A 24,803-nucleotide genomic window follows, 5' to 3' on the forward strand; every position below is an offset into this window, starting at 1 on the left:
TATCCGCACCCGCACCCGTATGCGTACCGGTGTCCGTGTCCCTCATCCCTCCGCGCGTCCGGCCGGCCTCCCCCTCGCGGTCCCGGCCGGCGTCCCGACCGGTACGGTGCCGACCGGCGTCCCGACCGGTACGGTGCCGGACACCGTCACACCTGCGCCCGGCCCACCACCGCGAGGTAGAACAGGCGCAGGCTGTGCGCCGGGCCGTCGTGGTACCGCCTGACAGCTCTTCCGAGCGGGTTCCACACCCGCCCGTCGGCGGCACGGATGCCGAACGGCTGCCCGAACGTGGCGCGTTGGGCCTCGTCGAAATCCGTCCACACCGCACCGGCGGACCTGTGCAGCACCTCGCCCGTGTACGCCCCGAAGCCGGTCAGCACGGGCGCGACCGCCTCGGTCGGCGGGCCCTCGCGGCGGATGCCGTCGATGACCCGGTCCAGCAGGGCCAGGCTCGGGGGCGAGTAGTCGAGCCGGATCCCGGCTCCTTCCCGCGCCATGGCGACGACGTCCGCGGCGAGCCGCGGGCCGAGTACTTCCGCGCGGCCCTTGCTCACCGATCCTGCGATGTGCTCCATCGTGTCGCGCCTCCATCCGCCGGACCGCGGGCCGCGGATCGCGCGGCCCCCACCGAAGGCGCAGCCGGCTCCGAAAACGTCACACCCTCCCGCGCCCGTCCGCTTCCTCCACCCCTTTCCGGTGCCGAGGAGCGGCCGCACCGACCAGGGGGCGCCGCCCCCGCCCCGCGGCCGGATCTGCCGTCCTCGGCCGAATATCGGCGGATCTGTGCGAGTGAGTCCACCCCGGCTATGGAAAGTCGTACGATCTGACATCCGGTGGGTCAGGGGGGCACATGACACAGGACGTACCTCACGACAACGAGCACGAACTCCTCGGGGACGCCCTGTTCGCGGTCATCAGCGAGGCGTACTACGGGGAGCGGGTGCGTTCCGGCAGCAGCGCCCGCATGCGGGCCCAGGCCGCGCAGTCGACGTTGACGCTGTTCGCCGGCGGACTGGTGGCCACCTTCACCTACGCCGGCCTGGACGACAGGCAGGTGCCCGCCCAGGTGGCGGGCATCGCGGCGGTGGTGTTCTGGCTCCTCGCCGCGGTGCTCTACCTCTACGCCGTGGCCGCGCCCGTCAAGGTGCTGGCCGGTCCCCAGCGGGTGCGAAGCCGGGAGGCCCTCGTCGAGGCGGTGCTCCAGCTCACCCGGGACGAGGCCGACGCCGTCGACGGGCGGCAGCGGTGGGCCAACCGGTCCTCCGTCGCGGCCATGTGCGCCACGCTGCTCGCCCTCGGCCTGGGCGTCCTCATGGAACCGCAGCAGGAGACCCGTGCGGGCACCGTCGCCGTCGAGGCCGGCTACCGTTCGCAGCTCTCCTCGCTGTGCCCCGGGACCGCCGCCACGCTCCGAGGGCAGGTCGACGAGCAGACGGTGGGCAAGGACTTCCTGTCCCTCAGCACGTCCCCGGGGGTCTGCGGGCGGGACGCCGTGGAGCTCCTGATCCCCCGGCCGGCCATCCGTGCCATCTCCCTGGTGAAGGACTGAGACGCCCGTGACCGCGAACCTGCTGCTCCTCGGTCCGTCCCCCGATTCCGTCGACGAGCGCACCCGCCGTGGGGCGCGCCTGCGCGAACAACTGGCCTCGTTCCTCGGTGAGGGGCACACCCTCGACGCCGTGCTCCTGGCCGGGGTCCGCGGCCGCGACGACACCGCCTACCAGGAAGCCGGCCGTTTACTGGACGGAGTGCTGGAGCAGTGCATCGACAACCTCCCCGCCGGCCACGACCTCCCCGTCGTCGTCTGCGCCCCCGGGCCGCACGACCTCGACCCCGTCCGCTCGGGCAGCATGCTCGCGCGGGCGCTGACCCGCGACTGGACCGACACGTCGGCCGACGTGTGGAGCGGCGAGGCGCAGGACGTCCTCGAAGCCCTGCACGAGCGGTTCTCCGCCTACCGCCAGTGGGCCGACGCCTGGCAGGCACCGGACCTGGAGTGGCGGCACGGCCTCCTCCCCGGCGACCAGTCCCTGCGGATCGAGGTCGGCGGGCTGCGCATCGGCCTCGTCGGAGCCAACACGGTCTTCCGCATGCTCACGACCGAGGCCCAGGGCGACCTGGCGACCTGTGCGCCGGAACAGCTCGACGCCGCCGTGGGGCGTGACTGGACGGAGTGGACGGCCGGGAACCGGGCCACGGTGCTCCTCGCCTCGCACGCCGTGCGCGCCGGAGCCGAACCCACGAGCGGGTCCCCGCTGCTTCCCGTCGCGGAGCGGGCCGGGACACCTGCCCGCGACCCGCAGTCGCCGTCCTGGAACCTGCTGAACGACGAGGGACACCAGATCCTCCGCTTGGACGCCGACGGTGCCGGCGGACTCCACGCCTGGAAGGGCACGGGGCCGGAGCCGTCGGCGACGCGGCGCCTTACCCTGTGGCCGGTCGGGACCGGGGCGGCCGCCGCGCCCCCGCGTCCGTCGACCCGCCTGGCGGCCCAGCCCGCACCGGCCGCCCCGCGTGCCGCGCTCCAGGACTTCTACCGGCACATCGCCTCCGGACGGATGATCCTCGTCGTGGGTTCCGGCCTCGTCGACGCGGGCGGGCAGGGCCCGGTCTCCCTGGACGAGCTCAACCGACGCCTCGCGCGCGCGGTGTTCGGCCAGGTCCCCAGCCCCGAACCACGCCTGGCCGAGACCTGGGCGGCGGTGCGCCGCCGCCTGGAGGACCGTCAGGTGGAGACCTACCTGGACGCCCTGAAGACCGACGACGGCCCCACGCCCTACGCGGTGAAGAGGCTGTTGCAGACCCCCTGGTCGGTGGTCTACGACTTCTCCGGTTCGGACCTTCTCCGCAAGGGGATCGCCGCCGATCCCGACCTCGCGCGGACCGCCCTGTCGGTGGACGCCACGACGGACTGGCCCACCAGCGTCAAGATCACCGAGTACGTCGCCATGCAGGGCTTCGTCGGCGACGGGCTGGGCACCGTCGACTTCAGCGAGTACCGGACCGACGGCGCTCCTCCGCGCAGCGACTGGCTGCAACGGTTCCTGGCCGAGGCGCTCTTCCAGCCGGTGGCCTTCCTCTCTTTGGCACCCGACAGTGCCTCCCTGTGGCAGTTGGTCGACCTGGTGGCTCCGCCGGGAACCGAGTCCAGCTACCCCCGTTTCGTCGTGACACCGGCCGGCGGCGTCGCGGACGGAGCGCGCCTCGAACAGGCCGGCATCACGCACATCCCGATGGACGTGCCGGCGTTCTGCCACGACGTGCTGCGGCCGGGGATCGAGAGCCTCGAACAGGGGCACCGGGAACTCTCGCGGCTGAGGTCGACCGAGCAGACCGACACGGGCATCAGCCTGGTCGCCACACTGGTCGACGCCGCCGGTCGCGGGAGCGAGGACTTCCTGAAGGGGCGCGAGCCCACCTGGGCGGAGATCAAGAACCAGGGGTTCGCGGCCAGGCTCTCGCAACTGGCCCGGATCAAGGAGGCGGCCGCGCCCGGGCCCAACGGCCTCCTCCCCGTCGTCATCGTGGAGGGGCGGGCCGGCTCGGGGAAGTCGACCGCCCTGATGCAGTTCGGCTACGACCTGCACGCCGCCGGGAAGTCCGTCGGGTGGATCGACCGGGACTCGACGCAGAGCCGCGGGCGCATGGAGGACCAGGCCCTGTCGGTCGGCTTCGACGCCGTGCTGGTGGACGACGTGGACATCTTCAAGCGCAGTTCCGCGCCCCTGCTGCGTAGCCTCAACGCGCAGGGCCGCACCCTCGTGGTCGCCACGGTCCGCACGACGCGCAGGGACGAGGTGGCGGCGAACTTCCCCGCCACCCGCGTCTCCTTCGACCGCGCGCTGACCGACGACGACCTGAAGAACCTGCTCAGGACGCTCAAGAAGCGGCGGCTGCTCGGCAAGTTCGCCGGGTACCCGGAGTCCCTGCGGGTCGAGAAGCTGCGGGAGATCTGCGAGCGCAGCCTGCTGGCCGCCATGATCCAGGTCGTGACGGGGGAGAGGTTCGAGGACAAGGTCAGGAGCGAGTTCGACGAGCTGGACGCGTTGCAGGCGGCGGCGTACGCCGCGGTGTGCTTGTGCGACTCCCAGCAGGTCTTCAGCGCCCGCGGCATCCACGAGGTGGACCTGGCGCTCATCGTGTCCCGGGGCCGGCCCAGCCCGCGCATCCAGCGGGCGATCGCCTCCCTGCTGGAGTCGAACCTCCTGACGCTCGGCCCCAACCGGACGGTGCGGTCCAAGCAGCGCACCATCGCGGACACCGTGCTGTCGTCCATCCTGAAGAACCGCCCGGAGCGGCTGGAGGAGATCCTCAGCCAGCTCCTGCTCTTCTACTCCAGCCGGGCCGGCCACCAGCGCGACTACGCCAGCCCCTACCGCCGGGTCATGGAGCGGCTGCTCAACCACCGGCTGATGCTCAACCTCGGACTCTCCCCGTACGTGGTCCGCCGTATCTACGCCCTGGTGCACGATCGTCTCAGCAGCGACTTCCACTACTGGTTGCAGTGCGGGGAGTACGAGCTGGAGAACGGCGACCTCGACATCGCGAGGAACTACATGGAGACCGCCCGCGCCTGCACGGGCGGGGACACCGACCACCGGGTGCTGACCACCTGGAGCTCGGTGATCCTGTCGCAGTCGACGGGCCGGCCGCGCGACGACGAGCTCGCGCGGCAGGCGCTGGACGCGATCGACTGCCTCGACTCGGTCGCCAGGCGCTACGGGGGGAAGACGCCGCACACGTTCGCGGTGCTGGCCACGGCGGGCACGAAGTGGCTGGAGTCGCTGGGACGCCAGCTCACGGACGCCGTCTTCTTCCGCGTCGCGCAGCTCATCGCCGGCACCATCGACGACGGTCGGCTCAGGTGCGCCGACAACACCGTCTTCCTCAAGGTGGCCGACCGCCGGGAACCCGAGCTCCGCGCGCTGATGGAACGGCGGCGCGGGGTGCTGCTGTGACGCGGGCGGGCCGCGCACGGTGTCCGTGCGCGGCCCGTCGGCTGGTGCCTGGTCCTGGTCAGTCCCCGAGGTCGCTCAGGAACTTCTTGGTGTACTCCAGCGGTGTCGTGCTGGAGACGGAGTTGCAGGTGGGGGAGGCGTACGTGGCGGAGCAGGGCGTGTCCCGGTCCAGCGACCAGTAGTGCAGCCCGGCCAGGCCGTTGCTGACCGCGTACGACGTGAGCGTGTCCACGTCCGCGGGGGTGAAGATCTCGCTGGTGGCGTCGTTCATGCCGATCATCGGGGTGACGGCGATCTTGCTCGCCGCGACGCCGTAGGTGTGCTCCAGGTTCTTGACCGCCTGGATCGCCGACTGCGCCATCTCGCAGGTGCCGGAGGTGACGACGCACACGCCGCTGGAGGCGTTGCCGTAGTCCATCGTCATCAGGTTGATGACGTACTTCTTCAGGCCGGAGCCGAGCACCGCCTTGACGACCTGGTCGCCGAGCGAGTTCACGCCGCCGTAGCTGCCGTCGGACGCGCCCAGCGTGGCGAGGGTGAACGAGAACTGGAGGTTCGGGTACTGCGCCTGCGCCCCGGCCGCCGCGGCGACCAGGCTCTGGATACTCGCCGCGCTCTGGCCGCTCTCGATGTCGAAGTCGATGCCGACCAGGTTCGGGCTGGCGTAGCGGGCGATGAAGGAGTCCATGCCCGCCGTGGAGTCGCAGGTGAAGCTGCCGGCCGCGCCGCCGGTGGACACGACGTAGTTCAGGTTGGCGGCCTTGAGCTGCGGCACGTTCTCGGCGGCCCAGTTGGCGCCCGAGACACCGCCCCAGTTCTCGCTGCCGCAGGCGCCGGTGGCGAACGCGACGGTGAGCGCGGGCAGTTTCGGAAGGTACTGCGACACCATGCTGCCGGAGCCCACCACGGGCAGTACGGACCCGGCGGCGGCCGACTGCATCTGGTAGGTGTTCCAGTTCATGTTGATGGTGACGTCCTTGTACGGGCTGAAGACCAGCCCGCTGGCGGAGCCGGTCCCGGTGCCGCCACTGCCGCCGGTGCTGCCGCCGGTGGTCCCGCCCGACCCGCCGGACGAGCCGCCGGTACAGGCGCCGTTGGACGTCCACGGCTGGCCGCTGCCGCTGCCGCCGTTGCTGGTCGCCGGGTCGTTGCCCTGGGTCCAGTAGTTGGCGGTGTAGTTGGTCCCGTTCTCGCTCGCCTGCTGGCCGGCGGTGTAGACCGTGCCGGAACTCCACGCCGTGGCGCACGTGGAGGCCGCCTGCGCGGCGGGCGCCGAGGCCACCGCGAAGGCGACGCCGCCGACGGTCAGCCCGAGTGCCGAGCCGGTGATGAGTGCCCTGCGCAGAATCTGTCTTCCGACTCGCATGGAATCCTCCAGGAGGGGAGAGGCGCTCTCGCGTCGCGGCAACCCCGCTCGTCCGTGGGAACGGCAGGGCGACGCGTCGCACGGTGGGGGGAACGGAGTCGTCCCGACCAGTCGAGCGGATTGGTCAAGACCAATATGTAGGGGCGGCGAGTAGGGCCGGTCAACCCTTCAACAAAGTTGCATAATTACTTTGGCCGAATCGGGTGGGCGGCTCTCGGGGGGCGTAAATTCCGCACAGTTCACCATCTTTCATGATGGGCCACCGACCCCGGCAAAGAGTTTCCCGCCCCCCGGTGCGCCCCGAGCAAACCCGCCCCATCCCCCGAGCCCAGCTTGTGCCCCTCGCTCCTATGCTGCGGGGATGGATCGGGTGGAGCGTGCGGTCGGGGCGGTGGTCGGGTCGGCGGTGGGGGACGCGCTGGGAGCGCCGTTCGAGTTCGGAGCGGCGGGGGTGTTCTCCGCGCGGTTTCCCGAGCCGGGCTGCGGTGGGGAGATGTGCGGGGGCGGCGGTTGGGAGCCCGGCGAGGCGACGGACGACACGCAGATGGCGGTGTGCGTGGGTGAGTCGCTGGTGGAGCGGGGCGGGTTGGATCTGCCGGACGTGTTCGCTCGGTTCCGGAGGTGGGCTGCGGCCGACCCGAAGGACATCGGGCTGCAGACCGAGGACGTCCTGACCAACGGCCTGCCCTGGGACCGCGCGGCCGACGAGCACTTCCGGACCCATCACCGTGCCGCCGGTAACGGTGCGTTGATGCGGGCGGCCACGTCCGGGGTCTACTTCGCGGGACGCGGCCGTACCGCCACCGTGGAGGCCGGGCGGCGTCTGGCCGCGCTCACCCACGGGGACCCCGCCGCGTGGGAGGGCACCGCGATCTTCCACGACCTGCTGCGCATCGCGCTGGAGGGCGCCGATCCGGTGGAGGCCGTCCCCGACGCGCTGGCCGTGGTTGATCCCGGCCACCGCGAGCGGTACGCGACCGTACTGGCCCCGGGCTGGCGGCCTGAGCAGGCGACGGAGTTCAACGGAGCCGTCTGGCCCTGCCTCGGTTCAGCCGTCTGGGCGGTGCGGACCACCGGCTCCTACGAGGAAGCGGTACGCGCCGCGATCGATCTGGGCGGCGACACCGACACCGTAGGCGCCGTCACCGGCGCCCTGGCCGGCGCGGTCCACGGAGCGGGGTCCCTCCCCGGCCGATGGACCACGTCCCTGCACGTCCCGTTGCCCGGCTCCGGCGGACGGGTACTCCGCGTCTCCGACCTCTCGGCCTTGGCCGTCCGCCTGGCCGAGAGCGCGCGAAGGTGACCACGGTGGGCAGCGGCCCGGCTGACCTGCTCACCTGCTCACGTCGGTGGTCGGCCCGTGGCCGCGGACGCGGCGAAGGCGGCGATCTCCGTCCGTAGCGGTTCGGCCGCCGTCCTCGGATCGGAGCGGGTGTCCAGACCGAGCACCAGAATGCGGCCCACCAGCCCGCGTGGTCCCTGGAATTCCAACCGGTGGCTGGACGGTCCTTGAGGGTCGGGGTGGACCACCAGGGCAAGTGGATTCGCTGGGTCGGTATAGCCGGCGATGTAGGTCAGGAGTTGATGCCGGTCCTCGCGGGAGACATTCCTTTTCGCGTAGTTCTTGTATTTCGCGTCCACGGCAAGGTAGGTCGCGGACGATGCCCCGGGCGGAGCGAAGGACAACAGGACGTCGGGTCGGAAGTACGGCGTGCCGCTCCCATGCCTCCCGTGTGTCCGGATGCGGTCGGTCTCGTCTTCGGCCAGCCGGCCACCGACCGCAGCCGCGGCCTCTGCCGCCATCCGCTGGACCACGCTCTCCCAGAGCCCGTCCAGCTTGAGGAGCAGCCCCTGTGCTCCGAAGCCGTAGGGATCCAGCAGATCGTTGGGACCGCCTCCGCCGAGCACCATGCGTGCCCATGCGTGGGCAGGCCGGTAGTGGGCGTTGGGCGCGGAGTACTGGGCGCGGGCGAGCAGCGACAGTGCGTCGGCGAGCCGAGGGGAGTTCGGGAAGTCCATTGCTGTGGAGGCAAGTTGGTGCTTCAGAAGCGGCGAGCTCACGCGTCCGGCTGCGGTGGCGAGGGCTGCGCCGCACACCAGGTTCTCCCAGCCTCCGTCCTCGTACTCGAAGGTCCTGACGTGCAGTCGGTCGACCGCGCCGAAGCACCTGGTGGCCTGTGCCTCCACGTTCAGCCGACCCCGCAGCGCGGTGTCCACACGCTGTCGGCGTACGTAGTCCCGGCGCAGGCCGCGACGCAACAGCAGGCGGCACTCGTACAGCAGGGCGGCGGGTACCAGCGCCGCGTAACCGTCCTTGCCGAGAGACCAGTTGCGCAGTTCCTCGTCGACGGTGCCGTTCTGTCCGTTGGCGTACGAGAGCCAGTCGATCAGCCGGTTCCCCGCGATCGGGAACTTGGGGCGGAGCACCAGCCGAATGCGGCTGAGCTCCATGACCCCGGTGACCGTCCGTGCGGTGAGGACGTAGTGGCCCTGCTTCTCCACCACACCGACGGACTTGAGGGAACGGAGTCTGTGGAGATCTTCGGAGCTCAGATCGGACGTCGGAACTCTGCACGATGCGTACTCGTCGAGCGTCACGTCCCTCCTGGCAGGGGTCCGTGGCACCTGGCTACTCCCCGTCCCACTCGGGCTCGGCCGGTACGTCGTCCTCGTCGGTGACCCCGGCGGTGACGAAGACCTTCGCAAGGATCCCCGGGAGGTCCTGCGGATTGGTCTGCACGACCCGGCCCGTCTTGTCGTCCACCAACTCTCCCAGTACGGCCCGCAGCAGTTCGGGGCGACCGAGGCAGTAGTCCGCCACGAGCGGCACGATCTCGTGGTGGAAGGCGTGGGAGAGTTGCTCGACCGTGGCGAGCGGACGGTCGTCGGCGAGGAGGTACGCCTGGCCCAGCAGATGATCCGGGCCGAAATGAGTGTCGAGCCGCTCGTTCAGACCCTCCAGCAAGGCGGCCAGCCCCAGCCCTTCCACCTCGCCGTCCAGAGCGTCCAGGTCCGGCGGCACGTCGAGGAACGCGAATCTGCGCCGGATCGCCGAGTCGATGTGACTCACGCTGCGGTCCGCGGAGTTCATGGTGCCGATGATGCGGACGTTCGGCGGTACGGTCTGCTGACGCCCGCTGGTCGGCAGGGTGATGGAGACGGATTCCCGCTTGTCGAGTTCCAGCAGGGTGATCAACTCGCCGAGAATACGCGGCAGATCGCCTCGGTTGATCTCGTCCACGACCAGCAGGAACACCTGCTCCGGGAGCTTCCTGGCAGCCGCGCAGACCCGCAGGAACACCCCGTTCTTCATCTTCAGATGGAGGCCGGCCCCTTTCGCCGCCGTGTCCGGCCTGAACCCCTCGATGAAGTCCTCGTACCCGTAGGACGGGTGGAAGGTGACCATCGTGAGCCGCGCGGCCCGCTCCTCCTCAGGGACGCCCGCGTTCTCGGGCACCGCGGACAGTTGCGCCAGAACAGCGGCCCGTTCTGTCGAGCTGGCCTCGATCACGTCCGCGCGTCCCGCCAGGGCCAGGGCGACGTTGAGCGCCAGCCGGGTCTTTCCGGTGCCGGGCGGTCCCTGGAGTACGACCTGCCCCTTGTGTTCCAGCAGATCCCGTACGTTCCGCACGTCATCGGGAAGCTCGTCATCAGGCGGCACGGTCCCCTCCGCCGCGCTCCCCTCAAGGACACCGGGCTCCTCGACCCCCTCGGCCGCACCTGCCGGACCGGGGGCTTCAGCGGCGACTCGTCGACCCCGCCCCTGCCGGATCTCCCGCATCAGGGAAGCAGGCACCCTGGCGAGCGTCTGCTGCCAGGCGTGCCGGGGCGTATCGAAGCTCTGGGAGTAGGAGGTGTCCCAGTCGACGCCCACGGTGTGGCGGTGAGCCTGCTCGCCGGATTCGTAGGCGTAACCGCCCACGACGGTGCCTACGGCCAGTACCTCTGACTTCCCTCGGTTGGCGACGATGAGATCGCCACGTTCCAGGTCGCGGAAGGCGAGCATCTGCCGTGCGAGACGCAGGTTTCCACCAGTGCTGCGCGGCCACTGCTGGTCCAACGCGGCCTTGAGTTCCAGGTCGCTCTCGTACTGCCCCAGACTGCCGACCTCGTCCCACCCGATCCGGATGCGGCGGTGCTGGAGACAGTCCTCCCAGAGGCTCGCTCGTTCCCCGGGGGCGATCTTCCAGACCACTCGGTCCTGCGGACGCGGATCGTGGAAGGCGTACAGGAAGTCAATCACCTCATGGGGGCTCCATCCGGTGAACTCCTCCTGTTCCCGCAGGAGATGGAGGAGCTCACGGTTCGCCCGCCACGTACGCACACCGGAGGAGTACCCACGTGGCCTGCCGCCGAGCAACGCGGCGAAGTGACGGACGTGCGCGGCGGAGAAGACGGGCAGGAACTCACCTGGGAAGTAGACCGCCAGTGCCTTGGTGGTCAGTGCCTGGCCGTACGACAGCGACTCCAGGTCGTCCAGTAGCTCGTACGCCCCCCGGCTCGACGCATCGAAGGCCGTCACGAACTCGGAACGCACCGCGGCCCAGGCGGCCTCCACCTCCAGACCGCGCAGTGCACTGGGCACGACTCGCCACTGACCCGACCGGTGCTGGTAGACGATGTGCTTGGCCGCACTGCCGCCGCGGATGCTGCCGAAGTTGTCGGTGCCGTACTCCATCAGCCGGCAGAAGGAGAGTCCGCTCCGGCGCCCGTCGGGCCCCAAGGCGTACCGCTCCAGTTCCAGGTCCCGCCAGCCCGACAGGGGGAACAGGGTCAGCACCCGCTGACGCTCCTCCTCCGCCAGGGCGGCGACCCGTTGCGCTCGTTGCCGGTCGAACTGCGCAATCTGCGCGGCGAGTTCTTCCCGGAACTTCCCAGCATCACCCATAGGCTCATTCTTCGGCATCCGGCCGGACCGGGGCACTGGCATCGGTGTAACGAAGCGGCCTGTCTCCGCCGGCGACCCGCAGGTGAGCCGCGTACCGAGGACGCGTGGCCGATGCCGCCCGCCGGGTGCGGGCCCCGCCCCACAGGGGTGCGGCTGCGGCGGGGGCGGTCCGGCCGGATGGCCACGACGGTCAGGGAGCCGCCCAAGCCCTCGAAATCGGCGACGGCAGCGCCCGGTTTCTCCATGCGGCCGGCCCGGGTGGCGGGATGCTCGGCCATGGCGGCCATGGCGGCCATGACCAACGCTTGACGCGGTGCGCGGTGTGGAGCCGCGTTCGCCGGTTAGGCGGCCGGGGTGATGAGATTCGGTGCCGTGGCCCTGACCCTCCTGCTGGCTGCCGCGACGGTCCTCGCGGCCCTCACCGCCTCGGCCTGGTGGTGGCCGGCCGCGGTGCTCCTCGCCCTCCTCGGCCTGCTGGGCGCGTACGACCTGCTGCAACGGCGCCACTCGGTGCTGCGCAACTACCCCGTGATCGGCCACGCCCGCTTCCTGCGGGAGGGCATCCGCCCGGAGCTCCAGCAGTACTTCGTCGAGCGCAACTTCGACGGTCGCCCGTTCGACCGCGACACCCGCAGCATCGTCTACGAGCGCGCCAAGGGCACCGACGCCGAGGAACCGTACGGCACCGAGCGCGACGTCTACCGCGCGGGCCACGAGTTCCTCGTGCCGTCGATGGCCCCCCGGCCGGTGCCCGACGAGGCGCCCCGCGTGCGGATCGGCGGCCCGGACTGCGCCAAGCCGTACGACATGGCGCTGCTCAACGTGTCCGCCATGAGCTTCGGCTCGCTGTCCACGCAGGCGATCCTGGCCCTGAACAAGGGCGCCGCCGGCGGCGGCTTCGCGCACGACACCGGTGAGGGCGGGCTGTCGGAATACCACCTGCGGCACGGCGGCGACATCGTCTGGGAGATCGGCACCGGCTACTTCGGCTGCCGCACCGCCGACGGCGACTTCGACCCCGGGGAGTTCGCGGACAAGGCCGCGCACGACAGCGTCAAGTGCGTCTCGTTGAAGCTGTCCCAGGGTGCCAAGCCCGGGATCGGCGGGGTACTGCCCGGCGCGAAGGTGAACGCGGAGATCGCCCGGGTACGGGATGTCCCGCAGGGGAGGACCGTCGTCTCGCCGCCGTACCACCGGGTGTTCAGCACGCCCCGCGAACTGGTGCGGTTCGTCGCCCGGATGCGGGAGCTGTCGGGCGGAAAGCCGGCGGGCTTCAAGCTGTGCGTCGGCTCGCGGAGCCAGTTCCTGGCGGTCTGCAAGGCGATGGTCGAGGAGGACACCGCCCCGGACTTCATCATCGTCGACGGCTCCGAGGGCGGCACCGGCGCGGCGCCGCTGGAGTTCGCCGACCACGTCGGCACGCCGCTCACCGAGGGCCTGATCACCGTGCACAACGCCCTGGTCGGCGCGGGGCTGCGCGACCGGGTGCGGATCGGCGCGAGCGGCAAGATCGCCACCGGAAGCGACCTCGTCAAGCGCATGGTCCAGGGCGCGGACTACGGGAACGCCGCGCGCGCCATGATGTTCGCGGTCGGCTGCATCCAGGCCCAGCGCTGCCACACCAACACCTGCCCGACGGGCGTCACCACCCAGGACCCCCGGCGTGCCCGCGCCCTGGACGTCGGTGACAAGTCCGCCCGCGTGCAGCGGCTCCAGGAGTCGACGGTCGCCAGCGCGCTCCAGATCATGGCGTCCATGGGCGTCACCGACCCGGCGCAACTGCGCCCGCACATGCTGCGTCGGCGGATCGACCCGTACACGGTCCGTTCCTACGACGAACTCCACGAGTGGCTGTCGCCGGGTCAACTGCTGCTCGACCCGCCCGCCTCGTGGGCCGCCGACTGGTCCGCCGCCGACCCCGACCGCTTCACGGTCTGAGACCCGTACGTCCTCGGACCCGTACGTCCTGGGACCCGTACGTCCTGAGATTCCCACGTCTGTGCCCGAACTGGAGGAACCGTGGCCCGTACCGTTGCCCGCGTCATCGTGGACGCCCTGACCGAACTCGGCGTGGGCCAGGTCTTCGGGGTGGTCGGCGACGCCCTGAACCCGTTGACCGACGCCATCCGCACCTCCGACGGCGTCGAGTGGGTGGGCTGCCGGCACGAGGAGGCGGCGGCGTTCGCCGCGAGCGCGCAGTCCCAGCTCACCGGGAGCCTCGGGGTCTGCATGGGGACGGTCGGCCCCGGCTCGGTGCACCTGCTCAACGGCCTCTACGACGCCGCCAAGAGCCGCACGCCCGTGTTGGCCATAGCCGGCCAGGTGCCGCTGCCCGAACTGGGCAGCGACTACTTCCAGGAGGTCGACAACGACGCCCTGTTCAGCGACGTCGCGGTCTTCCGCGCCACGGTGACCTCCCCGGAGCAGATGCCGCTGCTGCTGGAGACCGCGGTCCGCACCGCACTCGGGCGCAGGGGGGTCGCCGTGCTCTCCGTCCCCGGGGACATCGGGGAGAGGCAGCTCGACGCGGACCGGCCGGCCAGGTTCTCGCTCACCGCGCCCACGACCCGGCCGGACGGCGACGCGGTCCGTGCCGCGGCGGCCCTGCTCGACCGGTCCGAGCGCGTCACCCTGCTCGTCGGCCGCGGCGCCCGCGCCGCCCGTGACCAGGTACTTTCCCTCGCCGAGCGGCTGGCGGCGCCCATGGTCCTGACGCTGAAGGCCAAGGAGGGCTTCGAGGGCGACAACCCCTTCCAGGTCGGCCAGACCGGCCTGATCGGCAACCCCGCCGCCGCCTCCAGCCTCCAGGAGGCCGACACCCTGCTGCTGCTCGGCACCGACTTCCCCTACCGCGACTGGTACCCCGAGGGCGCGACCGTGGTCCAGGTCGACACGGAGCCGACCCACATCGGCCGCCGGGTCCCCGTCGAGATCGGTCTGGTCGGGGATGTCGGGGTGACCGTCCGGGACCTGCTGGCCGAGCTGTCCGCGACGCCGCGCGACGGCGGGAAGGGCCGTGACCGAGCGCACCTGGAGAAGGCGGTCGAGCACTTCGCGTCCTGGCGCGAGGGGCAGACCAGGCTGACCGCCCCCGAGCACGACAAGGGCCTGATCGGCCGGGTCCGTTCGGCGCTGGACAACCGCGAGCACGGCATCCGCCCCGAGGCACTGGCCGCCGCGGTCGACCGGCACGCCGCCGAGGACGCGGTCTTCACCTCCGACACGGGCATGGCGACCGTCTGGCTGTCCCGCTTCGTCGAGATGCGCGGCGACCGCCGGCTGCTCGGCTCGTACAACCTCGGCTCCATGGCCAACGCCATGCCGCACGCGCTGGGCGCGCAGATGCTGGACCGGGACCGCCAGGTGGTGGCGTTCTGCGGCGACGGCGGCCTGAGCATGCTGCTCGGCGACCTGATGACCCTCAAGACGTACGACCTGCCGGTCACGCTGGTCGTCTTCGACAACCGCCGGCTGGGCATGGTCAAACTGGAGCAGGAGCAGTCGGGCCTCCCGGAGTTCGGCACGGTGCTGGACAACCCCGACTTCGCCGCCGTCGCGACGGCCCTCGGCCTCACCGGCATCCGCGTCACCGACCCCGCCGCACTCGACGACGCCGTCCGCACCGCGCTGGCGACCCCGGGCCCTGTCCTCCTCGACGTCCTCACCAACCCCGACGAGATCGCGGTCCCCGCCAAGCCCACGGTCCAACAGGGCTGGGGGTTCGCCGTGGCCAAGATGAAGGAGATCGTCCGGAGCCACGGTGACGACTCGGCGGCGGGTTGAGCGAACCGACTTTCGCCCGCGGCTCGTTGCTTGCCGCTTGCCGCTTGCCGCCTGCTGCCCGCCGGCTTCCGTGCGCCGCCCGCCGCCTGGGGTGCAGGCGGGGGTGGAGACGCGATGTCCACCCGGGTTCCACCCGTGGGTTGAGGGAACGAGGGCCGCCGGAGCGGATGCTCGATGCCATGACCACCACCGACTGGATCATCGACATCGTCCTCGTGCTCATCGTCTTCCGCCAGATGCGCGAGGAGCGGCTGACCGCGCGGACCGTGCTGCTGCCGCTGGCCATCATCGGCTGGGCGGCGGTCAACTACCTGCACCCCGTCCCCACCGCCGGCAACGACCTGCTGCTGGCGGGCCTGTTCGCCGCCGCGGGCGTCGTCTTCGGCCTCTTCGGCGGCCTGCTCACCCGCGTCCGGCTCGCCGACGGCCAGGTACGGGTCCGCGCCTCCGTCGGCGCGGCCGCCCTGTGGGTGGCCAGCATGGGCTTCCGCCTCGGCTTCGCCGTGTGGTCCTCGCACGCCTCCGGCGCCGCCCACGTCGCCCACTTCTCCTCCGCCCACGACATCACCAGCGCCCAGGCATGGGTCGTGGCCCTCATCCTGATGGCCTTCGGCGAGGTCGTGGTCCGGCTGGGCACCATCGTCCTCCGCGGACAGCGCCTGCTCGCCCGCGCCCGCCGGGAGGAAACCGCCCCGGCACCGCAGGCCCAGCCCGGAGCGTACGTCTGACCGACGCGGCGGACGCCTGCCCCCAAGGCGCCGTACGACGACCTGCGGCAGGTCCCGACCTGCCGCACCCGCCGTTCACCCGCCGTGCAGCGAAAGCCCCACCTCGCCGCCTACCGGTCGTGGAGGACGGCGGGCCGGGTGACGGGCACGACGGCGAGAAGGCCGTCGAGCCCCGTGTAGTCGTCGGGGGTGGTGGTGAAGAGGGGGAGTTCCTCGGTGATGGCGATGGCGGCGATCATGAGGTCGGCGACCCGGCGACCCGGCGACCCGGCGACCTGGTGACCCGGCGGCGCGGTTTGCGTCCGGCGCCGATCACGGCGGCGCAGACCCTTCCGTAGATGCGGGCGGCCTCGGTGTCGAAGGGGATGGGGTCGAACTCGTTTTCGGCCCTTTGGAGGATGTCGAGGCGCCGACCGCGTTCGGCCAGGGTGATGGCGGTGATCGCGACCTCGGCGGGGAGCTCCGCGGGGTCGATCCACTTGCACAGGACGACGATGCCGGTGGCGAGCAGGCCCTGGGCGTACTCAGCGGGCACAGGGGTCGTCCGTCCCCTGCTCGGCGGTGGCGTCCTGGTCGGCCCGGAAGGCTTCGAGGGAGACACCCGACGCTGTGCGGGACATCGCGGCGAACTCCTTGGACCGGCTGCGCAGGTCACGCTGCGTGATCTCGGGTTGTGCCGGCACGAGCCGCACCGTAGCACCCGGTAGCACCACGTGCCGCGCATGGGGGCCGTCGGGCTTCTCCGTCGGGTGAGTGGAGGCCGATGGAGAGGGGTAATGATAGTTTCTGGGTATCATTGCCTCATGTTGTATGCGACACCACGCCTGACCCCCGTCGACGAGACGGTTCTCGGAGAGATCACCGCCATGCACTCCGAACTGAGTCATGCGGTGCGCCAGGCACCTGCGAAGTGGACCCAGGACCTACGTCGCGCTCTGACGGCCTCGGCGATCGCCGCATCCAACACCATCGAAGGCTTCCAGGTCGATGCGCGTGATGTCGCCGACCTCATGGATGGTGAGCGGGAGGGCATCAACGCCAGCGAAGTCGACAAGGCGGAGACCCTCGCCTACCAGCAGATGATGACCTATCTCCAGTCCCTGTACGACGTGGAGGACTTCTCCTACAGCAAGGGACTCCTCAACGCTCTGCACTGGATGCTGCAGGGACACCACCACACCCGCGACAGGCCGGCGGGTCAGTGGCGTCGCAAACCCATCTTCATCAGTGCCGCAGGTGATCCACTCAGTGTCGAGTACGAGGGCCCCGGCGACGAGCGACTGCCGGTTCTCACCGGCGAGCTGGTCGACTGGCTCAACGAAGGCGACCTTGACGCGCACCCTCTGATCAGAGCCGCCATGGCGCACCTCAACCTGGTGAAGATCCATCCGTGGGTCGACGGCAACGGTCGGATGTCCCGCAGCCTTCAAACGCTCGTCATCGCCCGGCAGCGAGTGCTCGCACCGGAGTTCTCCTCCGTCGAGGAATGGCTCGGCATGCCCGGTAACACCTGGGACTACTACAGGGTGCTCCGCGAAGTCGGCGGTCCCGTCTACTCCCCGGAACGCGGCACGGGGCCGTGGATCTCCTTCAGCCTGCGCGCCCACCACGAGCAGGCGCAGCGCGTGCGGCACCGTGTGGAGCGTTCCACCGACGTCTGGCTCCTGCTCGACGAGCACGCCGCGGGCCTCGGCGTCAGCGATCGCCAGGTGGCGGCCCTGCACGAAGTGGCCATAGCCGGACGCGTGCGCCGTTCCCGCTATGAGAAGAGCGAGGGGCTGAACTCGCAGCAGGCCACGAGGGACATGCAGGCCCTCGTCAGGTCGGGCGTCCTTGCCGCCGTCGGCCAGACCAAAGGCCGTCACTACGTGGCCGGTGACCGCTTCCCGCGGACCGTTCTCGAAGCCGCGCAGCGCCGCCATGTGATACGCAATCCGTACGCTTCCTAGCCGCCCGCGGAGTGTGCTCCACTCGAAGTTGCCGCGCGGGGGCTGCGATGCGGTGCGCCGGTCCGGGAGCCCGTGGCACTGGGAGGGATCACGTGACAGCCGATATGGAGCTGCCCCAACGGCTTGAGGCGCTCATGGATCACCTGGCGCCGGAGGAGACCGTTCGGCTCGGGGGCCCGCTTCTGGGCCTTGAGCCGGCGCGGCAGCGCTGGGAACTCGTGGAGGGCAACCGGCTCGCGCTGAGCCGGGTGCTGCGCCGAGATCTGCACCTCGTGCGCCGTCACCGAGCCGAACTTCTCGCGCTTCTTCCGCTGGATGGCAATGTGACCAACCAGTTGGTCTTCCCGCTCGTCACGGCACTGGGACGGCGGCCGGTCCTGCGGTACATCATCGACGCCGTCGGCCAAGGGGGGTGGCCTCAACGGGCGAACGCCTCGAAAGCGGCCTACTGGGTCCCGAAAGGGCCGAGTGTCCCTGGATGGGAGGAGTTGTTCGTCTCGGTGAGGGACGGCGTCATGTCGGTAGCTGACGCGAGGGCGAAGCTGCGACGCCTCCGGGCGCAGCCCGAGCAGACGGACAACGACGCTGTCGCCGACCTGTGGCCCGAGCTCTGGCTGGCGTCCATGAGGGCCTTCGTCGACTGCGACGACGACGGCCTGCGCCGACGGTTGCACACCGCCTTTCCCCTGGCCGCCGCTCACTACCCACCCGAGGCCGCGCCGCTGCGCGAAGAAGCCGAACGTATCGCGCTGGCACAGCCGGAACGGTTCGGTCGGCTGCTCGACGGGTCCACGGGTTACGGGCTGGCGATCTGACCGGCCAGGAGCGGCTGCTCGCCCCGTGCTCCGTCCGACCTCATCGGCTGGACCACTCCCGCCCGGCTGTGCAGCGCGGCGCCGGGCATGTCGCCGGGGCCGGGGCCGGGGCCGGGGCCGTCCGTTCGGGCTCGGCCGGGCGCCGGGCCGGCCCGAACCGACCGTGCCGGCCGATCGTGGAACCGACGCACCGGGGCTGCGGCTTACGCGGTCCGCGCCCGCGGTCCGGGGACGCTGGACGCGACAACGTGTCCCGCCCCCCCACACCAAGGGAGACCCTGCTGTGCCCGACACCTCCGGAACCCCTGGCGCCCCCGGCACCCGCGACACCTCCGGCACCCCCGCTCCGTCCGCCCCGTCCGGCATGTCCGGTAACCCCCTCCGCCTCTCCGGGCAGGAGCGCGCCGCGATCGGCGCCCTGCTGCGCTTCCCCCTGGTCGCAGCGGTCAACGGCCGCCGCTCGCGCCGCTTCCCGGTCGGAGGCAGCATCCCGGCGGGCGAACTGGCCTTCACCAGCAGCAGGCCGGTGCAGCCGCTCAGCGAGGTGGAGCGGGCCCTCGTCCTGGCCGTCGTCACGGGCGTGACCGGATGGAACTTCGGGATCTCCCACCACCCCGGCTACGCGCCGGCCCTCCCCAACTACCCCGGCTCGGCCGGCGGCCGCACCTTCCCCTCCGCCGCGGGCTTCCACACCACCGAGTTCTTCTTCACGGACGACTCCGGCACCTACTTCCTCTCCAGCCGTGACGCGGCGCCCGCCGGCGAGGTCCCGGTCGGTGCGGCGCCGGTCGAGGGATCGGCCGAGGGACCGGACGACGGACCGGACGACGGACCGTACGGCGCCGAAGGCGACCGGCTCGACGTGGACCGGTGGTTGAACGCCACCACGGCCCGCTACCGCAGGCTCTCGCCCGAACGGCTGTGGCTGCCACGCGAGGAGCCCTACGTCGAGGGGCACAACACCTGGATCGCCAACCACCCCGGCTCGCTGCTGGTCATCCCCGTCGCGGACCTCGCCCAGCACCTCATCGCCAACCTCGCGTTCTTCCTGCAGAACGGCTACGGCGTGTACGACGACGTCAACGGGCGGCCGCTCCCCGGCGCGGACGACCCGTCGCTGCGCCATGCCGGGGACCCCGTACCGCTCTCCTTCGTGGAGCAGTACACCCTGGCCGAGGCCAGCGCGGAGCTCATCACCGGCGTCTACAACGGCCACCTGCTGCTCGGTGCCCTCGGCCTCGGCGGCTGGACCTTCGACGGGATCGACCGCCTCTCGGTGCTCGGCGCGTCCGGCGACCCGGCCGTCCCCGGACTGGGCTTCCACGTCGAGCACGACGACAGGTGGGCCCTGCCCAACCCGACGGGCCTGGCCGGCGTCTTCGAGACCTTGGCGCGCCCCCACGTCCGGGACGCCGCCGAGGCGGTGCAACGCTTCACCGAGCGGAAGTTCGGCCCCGGCGGCCCGTTCCACCCCGACACACCCGGCCCGTGGCGCGACACCCGCCGCGTACGCTCCTCGGCGGCCCCGTACGACGCACGCTTCGTCCGCCTCCTGACCGCCGAGGTGCGCTACATCGACGAGACCTTCGGCAAGCTGCCGGGCACCGTCCCCACCGTGCACATCCTCAACTACCTCCAGGCCCAGCACCTCGACGTGGACTTCTACGACCACCACTTCACCCCCGGCGCCTACCTTCCGACCCACCGCGACCACCAGACCACCTGGCACTGACCAGCACACCACCTGGCACTGACCCCCACCCTGACCGGCGGCTGACACTCCACGCGACCCACCGTCACCCGTGGGGCATCCGGGGCCCCTGAGCCGGAGGTTTCGGGCCGCGTGCCCGGCGATCCCCCGGCGCCCCGGTGCCGGCGTCCACGGTTCGCCGGGCGGAGATAAAGTCCCATGCCGGATCAGGCGAGACGGGATCCGACCGCAGATGAAGACGAGGGGAACCTGCTGCTGTGAACAGACCCGTGAAAGTCGCTCTCACCCTTGGTTGCGTGGGGGTTCTGGCTCTGGGGGGACTCGGGACGTACAAGGCCGTGCACGGCGGGAGCGGACCCGCGGCATACGACGCGTCGTCGCCCGCGTCGTCCCCGCCGAGTGACAGCGACGCGCTGAAGACCGCGCAGGCGTTCCTCGCGAGCTGGTCCGCGGGGGCGACCCGGTACCAGGACGCCGCGAACGGCACGGACGCTCCGACCGCGGCCGTCGCGGCCATGCGGGGATACCGCAGCGGTCTCGGGCTGACCGCGGTCACCATGACCACGCCGACGGTCTCCGGACCCACGGAAGGCTCACCGAACGGCACCCGCCTCACCTTCACCGTCACCGCCCACGTCAAGGGCGGCACGTGGTCCTACGATGACAGCCTCGACGTCCTTCGGAGCTCCAACGGCGCCCGGGCCGTGCACTGGGCGAACGCCGTGCTGTATCCCAAGCTCACGGACGGCCAGACGCTGCGGGCCGGTACCGTCCCCTCGAAGACCTCCGTGGCCCGGGTGATCGCCGAGGACGGGACCACCGAACTCACCGCGAGCGCCTACCCGTCGCTGAGCGACGTCATCGCCGCGATCGGCAAGAGCGGCCCGGGCACCGGCGGAACGCCGGCGACCGGTGTGGCCGTCATCGACGGCAAGGGACAGTCGGTCGGTGCCGCGACGACCTTCACCAAGGGCACGTCGGGCACCATCACCACGACGATCGACCCGAAGCTCGAGGCCGCCGCCGAGAAGGCGGTGAAGGCGCACCCCAAGTCCTCGGTGGTTGCACTGGACTACACGACCGGCCAGATCAGGGCCGTGGCCTACGACGGCGCCAGCGGCAACACCGCCTTCACGGGGGCCGCCGCGCCCGGCTCCACGATGAAGATGGTCACGGCGGCCGCCGTCATCGACAAGCTCGGCATGAGCCCGTCCTCTCCGGCCACCTGCACGAAGTCCATCACCGCCGGGGGCACCGTCTTCCACAACGAGGACGGCGAGACCGCGCCCGACGCGGACCTGGAGCGGGCCTTCGCGATCTCCTGCAACACCGCCTTCATCCACGTCGGCTACAAGATGCAGCCGGGCGACCTCGCCGACGAGGCCAAGAACGTCTTCGGTATCGGCACCAACTGGTCGATCGGCGGGGGCGTGTTCGTCCAGGACGGCTCGATCCCCGACTCCCCGCCGGACAACGCCACGCAGGCCGCCGACCTCATCGGCCAGGGCAAGGACCTGATGAACCCGCTGGCCATCGCCTCGGTGGCGGCGACCATAGCCGACAGCCACTACCGTCAGCCCGTCATCCTTCCCCACCAGGCGCAGCGGCCCGCCGCGCGGCAGATCTCCCCCGCCACCGCGGCGGACGTCCGGCAGCTCATGACCGCCGCGGCCGGCCCCGGCGGCACCGCGGCGGCACGGATGGCCGGGATCGACGGCGGCGCCAAGACCGGCACCTCCGAGGTCGGCCAGAACGCCGACAGCACCAACGGCTGGTTCGCCGCCTACAACAGTGACAGCCATGTCGCCGTCGGTGCACTGGTGATCGGCGGAACCTCCGGAGCCGACTCCGCCGGCTACATAGCGCGCGACATCCTGCTCGCCTCCTGAAACACCCCGGTGGGCGTCGACGACCGGCGCCCGTCCGAGGCCGCACGCCTGACCCACCGGCGGCGAGAGCCCCCGGAAGGGGGGCGGGTACGAGCCCCCCGGAAGGGGGGGCGGGTACGGGCCCGCCCCCTTCGGATTCAGGGAACGAGGTGGCCGCCGGCACGGAACAGTTCGTACCACTCGGCCCTGGTGAGCCGGAGCTCGGAGCCCTGGGCGGCGCCCGCGACGCGCTCCGGGCTGGTGGTGCCGAGCACTACCTGCATCTGGGCGGGGTGGCGGGTGATCCAGGCAGTCGCGATGGCGATGGCGGGGACGTCGTACTGGGAGGCGAGCCGGTCGATGACCGCGTTGAGCTCGGGATAGTCCGGCGAACCGAGGAAGGCGCCGGTGAAGAAGCCGGCCTGGAAGGGGGACCACGCCTGGACGGTGATGTCGTGCAGACGGCAGTAGTCGACGATCCCGCCGCCATCAAGGGTGGCCGCCTGCTGCTCCGCGAGCATGTTCGCGGCGATCCCCTGAGCGACGATCGGCGCGTGCGTGATCGAGAGCTGGAGCTGGTTGGCCACGAGGGGCTGACGCACGAACCTGCGGAGCAGGTCGATCTGGTGGGGAGTGTGGTTCGAGACACCGAAGGCGCGCACCTTGCCGGAGGACTCGAGCACGTCGAAGGCGCGGGCAACCTCCTCGGGCTCGACGAGCGCGTCGGGGCGGTGCAGCAGCAGGATGTCGATGCGGTCGGTGCGCAGGGCCGCGAGTGAGCCCTCGACCGACTCGACGATGTGCTCGTAGGAGAAGTCGTAGTACGGGCCGTCCGTCACGATTCCCGCCTTGGTCTGGATCGTGATCTCGTCGCGCTGTGACGGACTCAGCGCCATCGCGTCGGCGAAGCGGCGCTCACAGGCGTGCAGCTCGCCGCCGTAGATGTCGGCGTGGTCGACGAAGTCGACCCCCGCGTCGCGTGCGGTGCGCACGAGTTCGCGGATCTCCTCGTCGGTCTTTCCGGCGATACGCATCAGACCGAGCACGATGTTCGGAGCGAGGATGTCGGTACCAGGCATGATGAAGGACTTCACGGCGGGTTCCTTTCCGATGTGCGGGTCTGCACAGTACAAGCGGAGCCGCACGGCGGTCGGGCCCGAGGCCTGCGAGGCCGCCGTCGACGTCGCCGAGCACCTTCGCGCCCGGCCGCACCGTGTCCGAACCGAGCGGCACGCAGGGTAGTTCGCCCGGGCCCCGGGCGGCACCGTCACACGCGAACCCGATCCCGAAGCCCGGATGGCCACGACAAGGCCCCGACGTGAAAGCAGGTGCTGGTCAGCGCGGTTTCCGGCCGACCAGCGGGTATCGCCGTAGCCTCCAGCGCTGGCTGAGGTCGATCGTTATGTACTGCTGTGAGTGGTGCGGATGTGGTGCGGACCGCGTGGGGCGGGTCCGTCAGACGGCGACGACGGTCAGGGAGCCGTCCAGCCCCTTGAAGTCGGCGGCGCTGCGGGTGAAGAGGGGAAGGCCCTGGACGGAGGCGATGGCGGCGATCATGAGATCCATCCTCCGGGGGCGTGGATGGCGGCCCGCGGCGACGGCAAGCGCTACGAGGGTGCCGTAGCGGGCGGCTGCGTCCCCGTTGAAGGGGAGGGGGTCGAAATCGGCGACTGCTGCGCCCAGTTTTTCCATGCGGGCGGCTCGGACGGCAGCGTCCTTGGCCATGACGACCCCTTGCTGCAACTCGGCCATCGTGATGGCGGTGAGTTCGGGTACTGCTGGTAGGTCGGCCGGGTCGAGCACGTCCAGATCGATGTACGTGCAGGTGTCGAGCACCCCGGCCGGGTGGCGGTCAGCCATGGCTGCGCTGCCAGGGGTCGTCGTCGCCGGCGCGGTCTTCGGTCCCGAAGAACTCGTCCGCTTCCTGCCGCATGCGGGTGGCGTCGACGCGCGGCAGCCTGCGGTGCCGTTCCACCAGTTCTTCGGCGCTCAGACGGCGCCTGCGGTGCAGGGGCCGCAGCTCTGCGACCTCGGTGCCGTTGCGGGTGATGAGGTACGTCTCGCCGGCTTCGACGGCGTCCATGACGGCTGCGGATCTGTTGCGGAACTCGCGCTGGGTGATGGTCTTCATGACCCCGAGTGTAGCCCGTCGTGTCTCACGGTGCTACGAGCCGTTGAGGTGGTGTCGGTGGGCAAACGGGGGCTGTGACCGCCGGTGGCTGCCGTGGCCGAGGTCCGAAGTTGGGTCCATGACTAGGAGGAGGCCGACTTTCCAACTTCGCGAACGCGCCAAAGACCCGGAGCGAACGTTGGTAATGCCGGGGCGCTTGCGGCCCAAAGCCACCTGACCGCCCCTGCGCGCCCGTGCGGCTCGGACGTTCCAGCCGGCGGCGTGGAGACATTTGGATGGCGGAGCTGCCGCACTCCGGCAGGAGGAGGCGTTGGAATTTCTTTCACCGGGAATTGGTGCGGAGGTAATCGAGCCTCGAATGAATTAAGCCCCAGGTCTTTGGCCTGGGGCTTATCAATGGAGCGGATGACGGGAATCTAACCCGCGCTCTGAGCTTGGGAATCACAGGTGCTTGGCACGCGTACCCGCTGCTCAGGCAGCTCGCGCGCTGTCCGGCGGCTCACGCCCGCGTGTCTGCGTCGGGCCGTGGCTGTCCGCGGCGTACCACTGGATCTGGTGCGGAAGTGGTGCGGAGTAATGCCTATAGAGGGTGCGGCCGTCTGGGGT

The 24,803-nt window shown here is 70.9% G+C and carries 18 protein-coding genes and 1 pseudogene; 10 read left to right on the forward strand and 9 right to left on the reverse strand.

The genetic code is table 11. The features are described from left to right. Positions 1-146: 146 nt before the first annotated feature. Entirely contained in the window at positions 147-575 is a 429-nt protein-coding gene (locus RVR_RS19330) for a hypothetical protein (RefSeq protein WP_202235040.1), read from the reverse strand. Between the two features lie 275 nt (positions 576-850). Here RVR_RS19330 and RVR_RS19335 point away from each other — a divergent pair, with 275 nt between their 5' ends. Together RVR_RS19335 and RVR_RS19340 are read left to right on the forward strand one after the other, a co-directional pair. After that, positions 851-1,549, forward strand: a complete 699-nt coding sequence (locus RVR_RS19335; protein WP_202235041.1) for a hypothetical protein — start codon at positions 851-853, stop codon at positions 1,547-1,549. Positions 1,550-1,556: 7 nt separating this feature from the next. Further along, positions 1,557-4,958 carry a P-loop NTPase gene (locus RVR_RS19340; protein WP_202235042.1) on the forward strand — a complete coding sequence of 1,134 codons (3,402 nt, stop codon included), beginning with the start codon at positions 1,557-1,559 and terminating at the stop codon, positions 4,956-4,958. A gap of 58 nt (positions 4,959-5,016) precedes the next feature. On the opposite strand, the gene RVR_RS19345 is transcribed toward RVR_RS19340, so the two are convergent. Then, entirely contained in the window at positions 5,017-6,324 is a 1,308-nt protein-coding gene (locus RVR_RS19345; protein ID WP_202235043.1) for a carbohydrate-binding protein, read from the reverse strand. A gap of 361 nt (positions 6,325-6,685) precedes the next feature. Between RVR_RS19345 and RVR_RS19350 the strand changes: the two genes are divergently transcribed. Continuing rightward, complete coding sequence (locus RVR_RS19350) at positions 6,686-7,627, forward strand: ADP-ribosylglycohydrolase family protein (protein WP_202235044.1); 942 nt, start codon at positions 6,686-6,688, stop codon at positions 7,625-7,627. A gap of 38 nt (positions 7,628-7,665) precedes the next feature. On the opposite strand, the gene RVR_RS19355 is transcribed toward RVR_RS19350, so the two are convergent. Beyond that, the gene (locus RVR_RS19355) at positions 7,666-8,922 is read right to left on the reverse strand and encodes a 5-methylcytosine restriction system specificity protein McrC (RefSeq protein WP_202235045.1); all 1,257 of its coding nucleotides are present in this window, start codon (positions 8,920-8,922) and stop codon (positions 7,666-7,668) included. Between the two features lie 31 nt (positions 8,923-8,953). Beyond that, positions 8,954-11,212 carry an AAA family ATPase gene (locus RVR_RS19360; RefSeq protein ID WP_237404852.1) on the reverse strand — a complete coding sequence of 753 codons (2,259 nt, stop codon included), beginning with the start codon at positions 11,210-11,212 and terminating at the stop codon, positions 8,954-8,956. A gap of 357 nt (positions 11,213-11,569) precedes the next feature. On the opposite strand from RVR_RS19360, the gene RVR_RS19365 reads away from it, so the two are divergent. The 3 genes from RVR_RS19365 to RVR_RS19375 all read left to right on the forward strand — a co-directional run bounded on the left by RVR_RS19365 (position 11,570) and on the right by RVR_RS19375 (position 15,723). After that, positions 11,570-13,150, forward strand: coding sequence for an FMN-binding glutamate synthase family protein (locus tag RVR_RS19365; protein WP_202235047.1), 1,581 nt, complete (start codon positions 11,570-11,572; stop codon positions 13,148-13,150). Between the two features lie 81 nt (positions 13,151-13,231). After that, positions 13,232-14,995 (forward strand): thiamine pyrophosphate-dependent enzyme, encoded by a 1,764-nt coding sequence (locus RVR_RS19370; RefSeq protein ID WP_202235048.1) that lies wholly within the window; start codon positions 13,232-13,234, stop codon positions 14,993-14,995. Between the two features lie 179 nt (positions 14,996-15,174). Beyond that, complete coding sequence (locus RVR_RS19375) at positions 15,175-15,723, forward strand: hypothetical protein (protein ID WP_202235049.1); 549 nt, start codon at positions 15,175-15,177, stop codon at positions 15,721-15,723. Positions 15,724-15,833: 110 nt separating this feature from the next. Here RVR_RS19375 and RVR_RS19380 read toward each other — a convergent pair. After that, positions 15,834-16,258, reverse strand: a pseudogene (locus tag RVR_RS19380) (PIN domain-containing protein). After that, positions 16,248-16,406 carry a hypothetical protein gene (locus tag RVR_RS19385; protein ID WP_202235050.1) on the reverse strand — a complete coding sequence of 53 codons (159 nt, stop codon included), beginning with the start codon at positions 16,404-16,406 and terminating at the stop codon, positions 16,248-16,250. Before RVR_RS19385 ends, RVR_RS19380 begins: the two are co-directional and overlap by 11 nt. 120 nt (positions 16,407-16,526) lie before the next feature. Here RVR_RS19385 and RVR_RS19390 point away from each other — a divergent pair, with 120 nt between their 5' ends. The 4 genes from RVR_RS19390 (at position 16,527) to RVR_RS19405 (ending at position 22,087) form a co-directional block, all read left to right on the forward strand. Then, entirely contained in the window at positions 16,527-17,672 is a 1,146-nt protein-coding gene (locus RVR_RS19390) for a Fic family protein (RefSeq protein ID WP_202235051.1), read from the forward strand. Between the two features lie 92 nt (positions 17,673-17,764). Then, a complete protein-coding gene (locus RVR_RS19395) occupies positions 17,765-18,487 on the forward strand; it encodes a hypothetical protein (protein WP_202235052.1) in 723 nt (240 codons plus the stop codon). Between the two features lie 283 nt (positions 18,488-18,770). Beyond that, positions 18,771-20,219 (forward strand): hypothetical protein, encoded by a 1,449-nt coding sequence (locus RVR_RS19400; RefSeq protein ID WP_202235053.1) that lies wholly within the window; start codon positions 18,771-18,773, stop codon positions 20,217-20,219. Positions 20,220-20,494: 275 nt separating this feature from the next. Further along, positions 20,495-22,087, forward strand: a complete 1,593-nt coding sequence (locus tag RVR_RS19405; RefSeq protein WP_237404854.1) for a penicillin-binding transpeptidase domain-containing protein — start codon at positions 20,495-20,497, stop codon at positions 22,085-22,087. 137 nt (positions 22,088-22,224) lie between these two features. On the opposite strand, the gene RVR_RS19410 is transcribed toward RVR_RS19405, so the two are convergent. The 3 genes from RVR_RS19410 to RVR_RS19420 all read right to left on the reverse strand — a co-directional run bounded on the left by RVR_RS19410 (position 22,225) and on the right by RVR_RS19420 (position 24,197). Continuing rightward, positions 22,225-23,160, reverse strand: a complete 936-nt coding sequence (locus tag RVR_RS19410) for an aldo/keto reductase (protein ID WP_202235055.1) — start codon at positions 23,158-23,160, stop codon at positions 22,225-22,227. Between the two features lie 361 nt (positions 23,161-23,521). After that, the gene (locus RVR_RS19415) at positions 23,522-23,926 is read right to left on the reverse strand and encodes a type II toxin-antitoxin system VapC family toxin (protein ID WP_202235056.1); all 405 of its coding nucleotides are present in this window, start codon (positions 23,924-23,926) and stop codon (positions 23,522-23,524) included. Then, positions 23,919-24,197 carry a type II toxin-antitoxin system Phd/YefM family antitoxin gene (locus tag RVR_RS19420; RefSeq protein ID WP_202235057.1) on the reverse strand — a complete coding sequence of 93 codons (279 nt, stop codon included), beginning with the start codon at positions 24,195-24,197 and terminating at the stop codon, positions 23,919-23,921. Before RVR_RS19420 ends, RVR_RS19415 begins: the two co-directional genes overlap by 8 nt. Positions 24,198-24,803: the final 606 nt, after the last annotated feature.

Source organism: Streptomyces sp. SN-593 (assembly GCF_016756395.1).
Classification (GTDB): Bacteria; Actinomycetota; Actinomycetes; order Streptomycetales; family Streptomycetaceae; genus Actinacidiphila; species Actinacidiphila reveromycinica.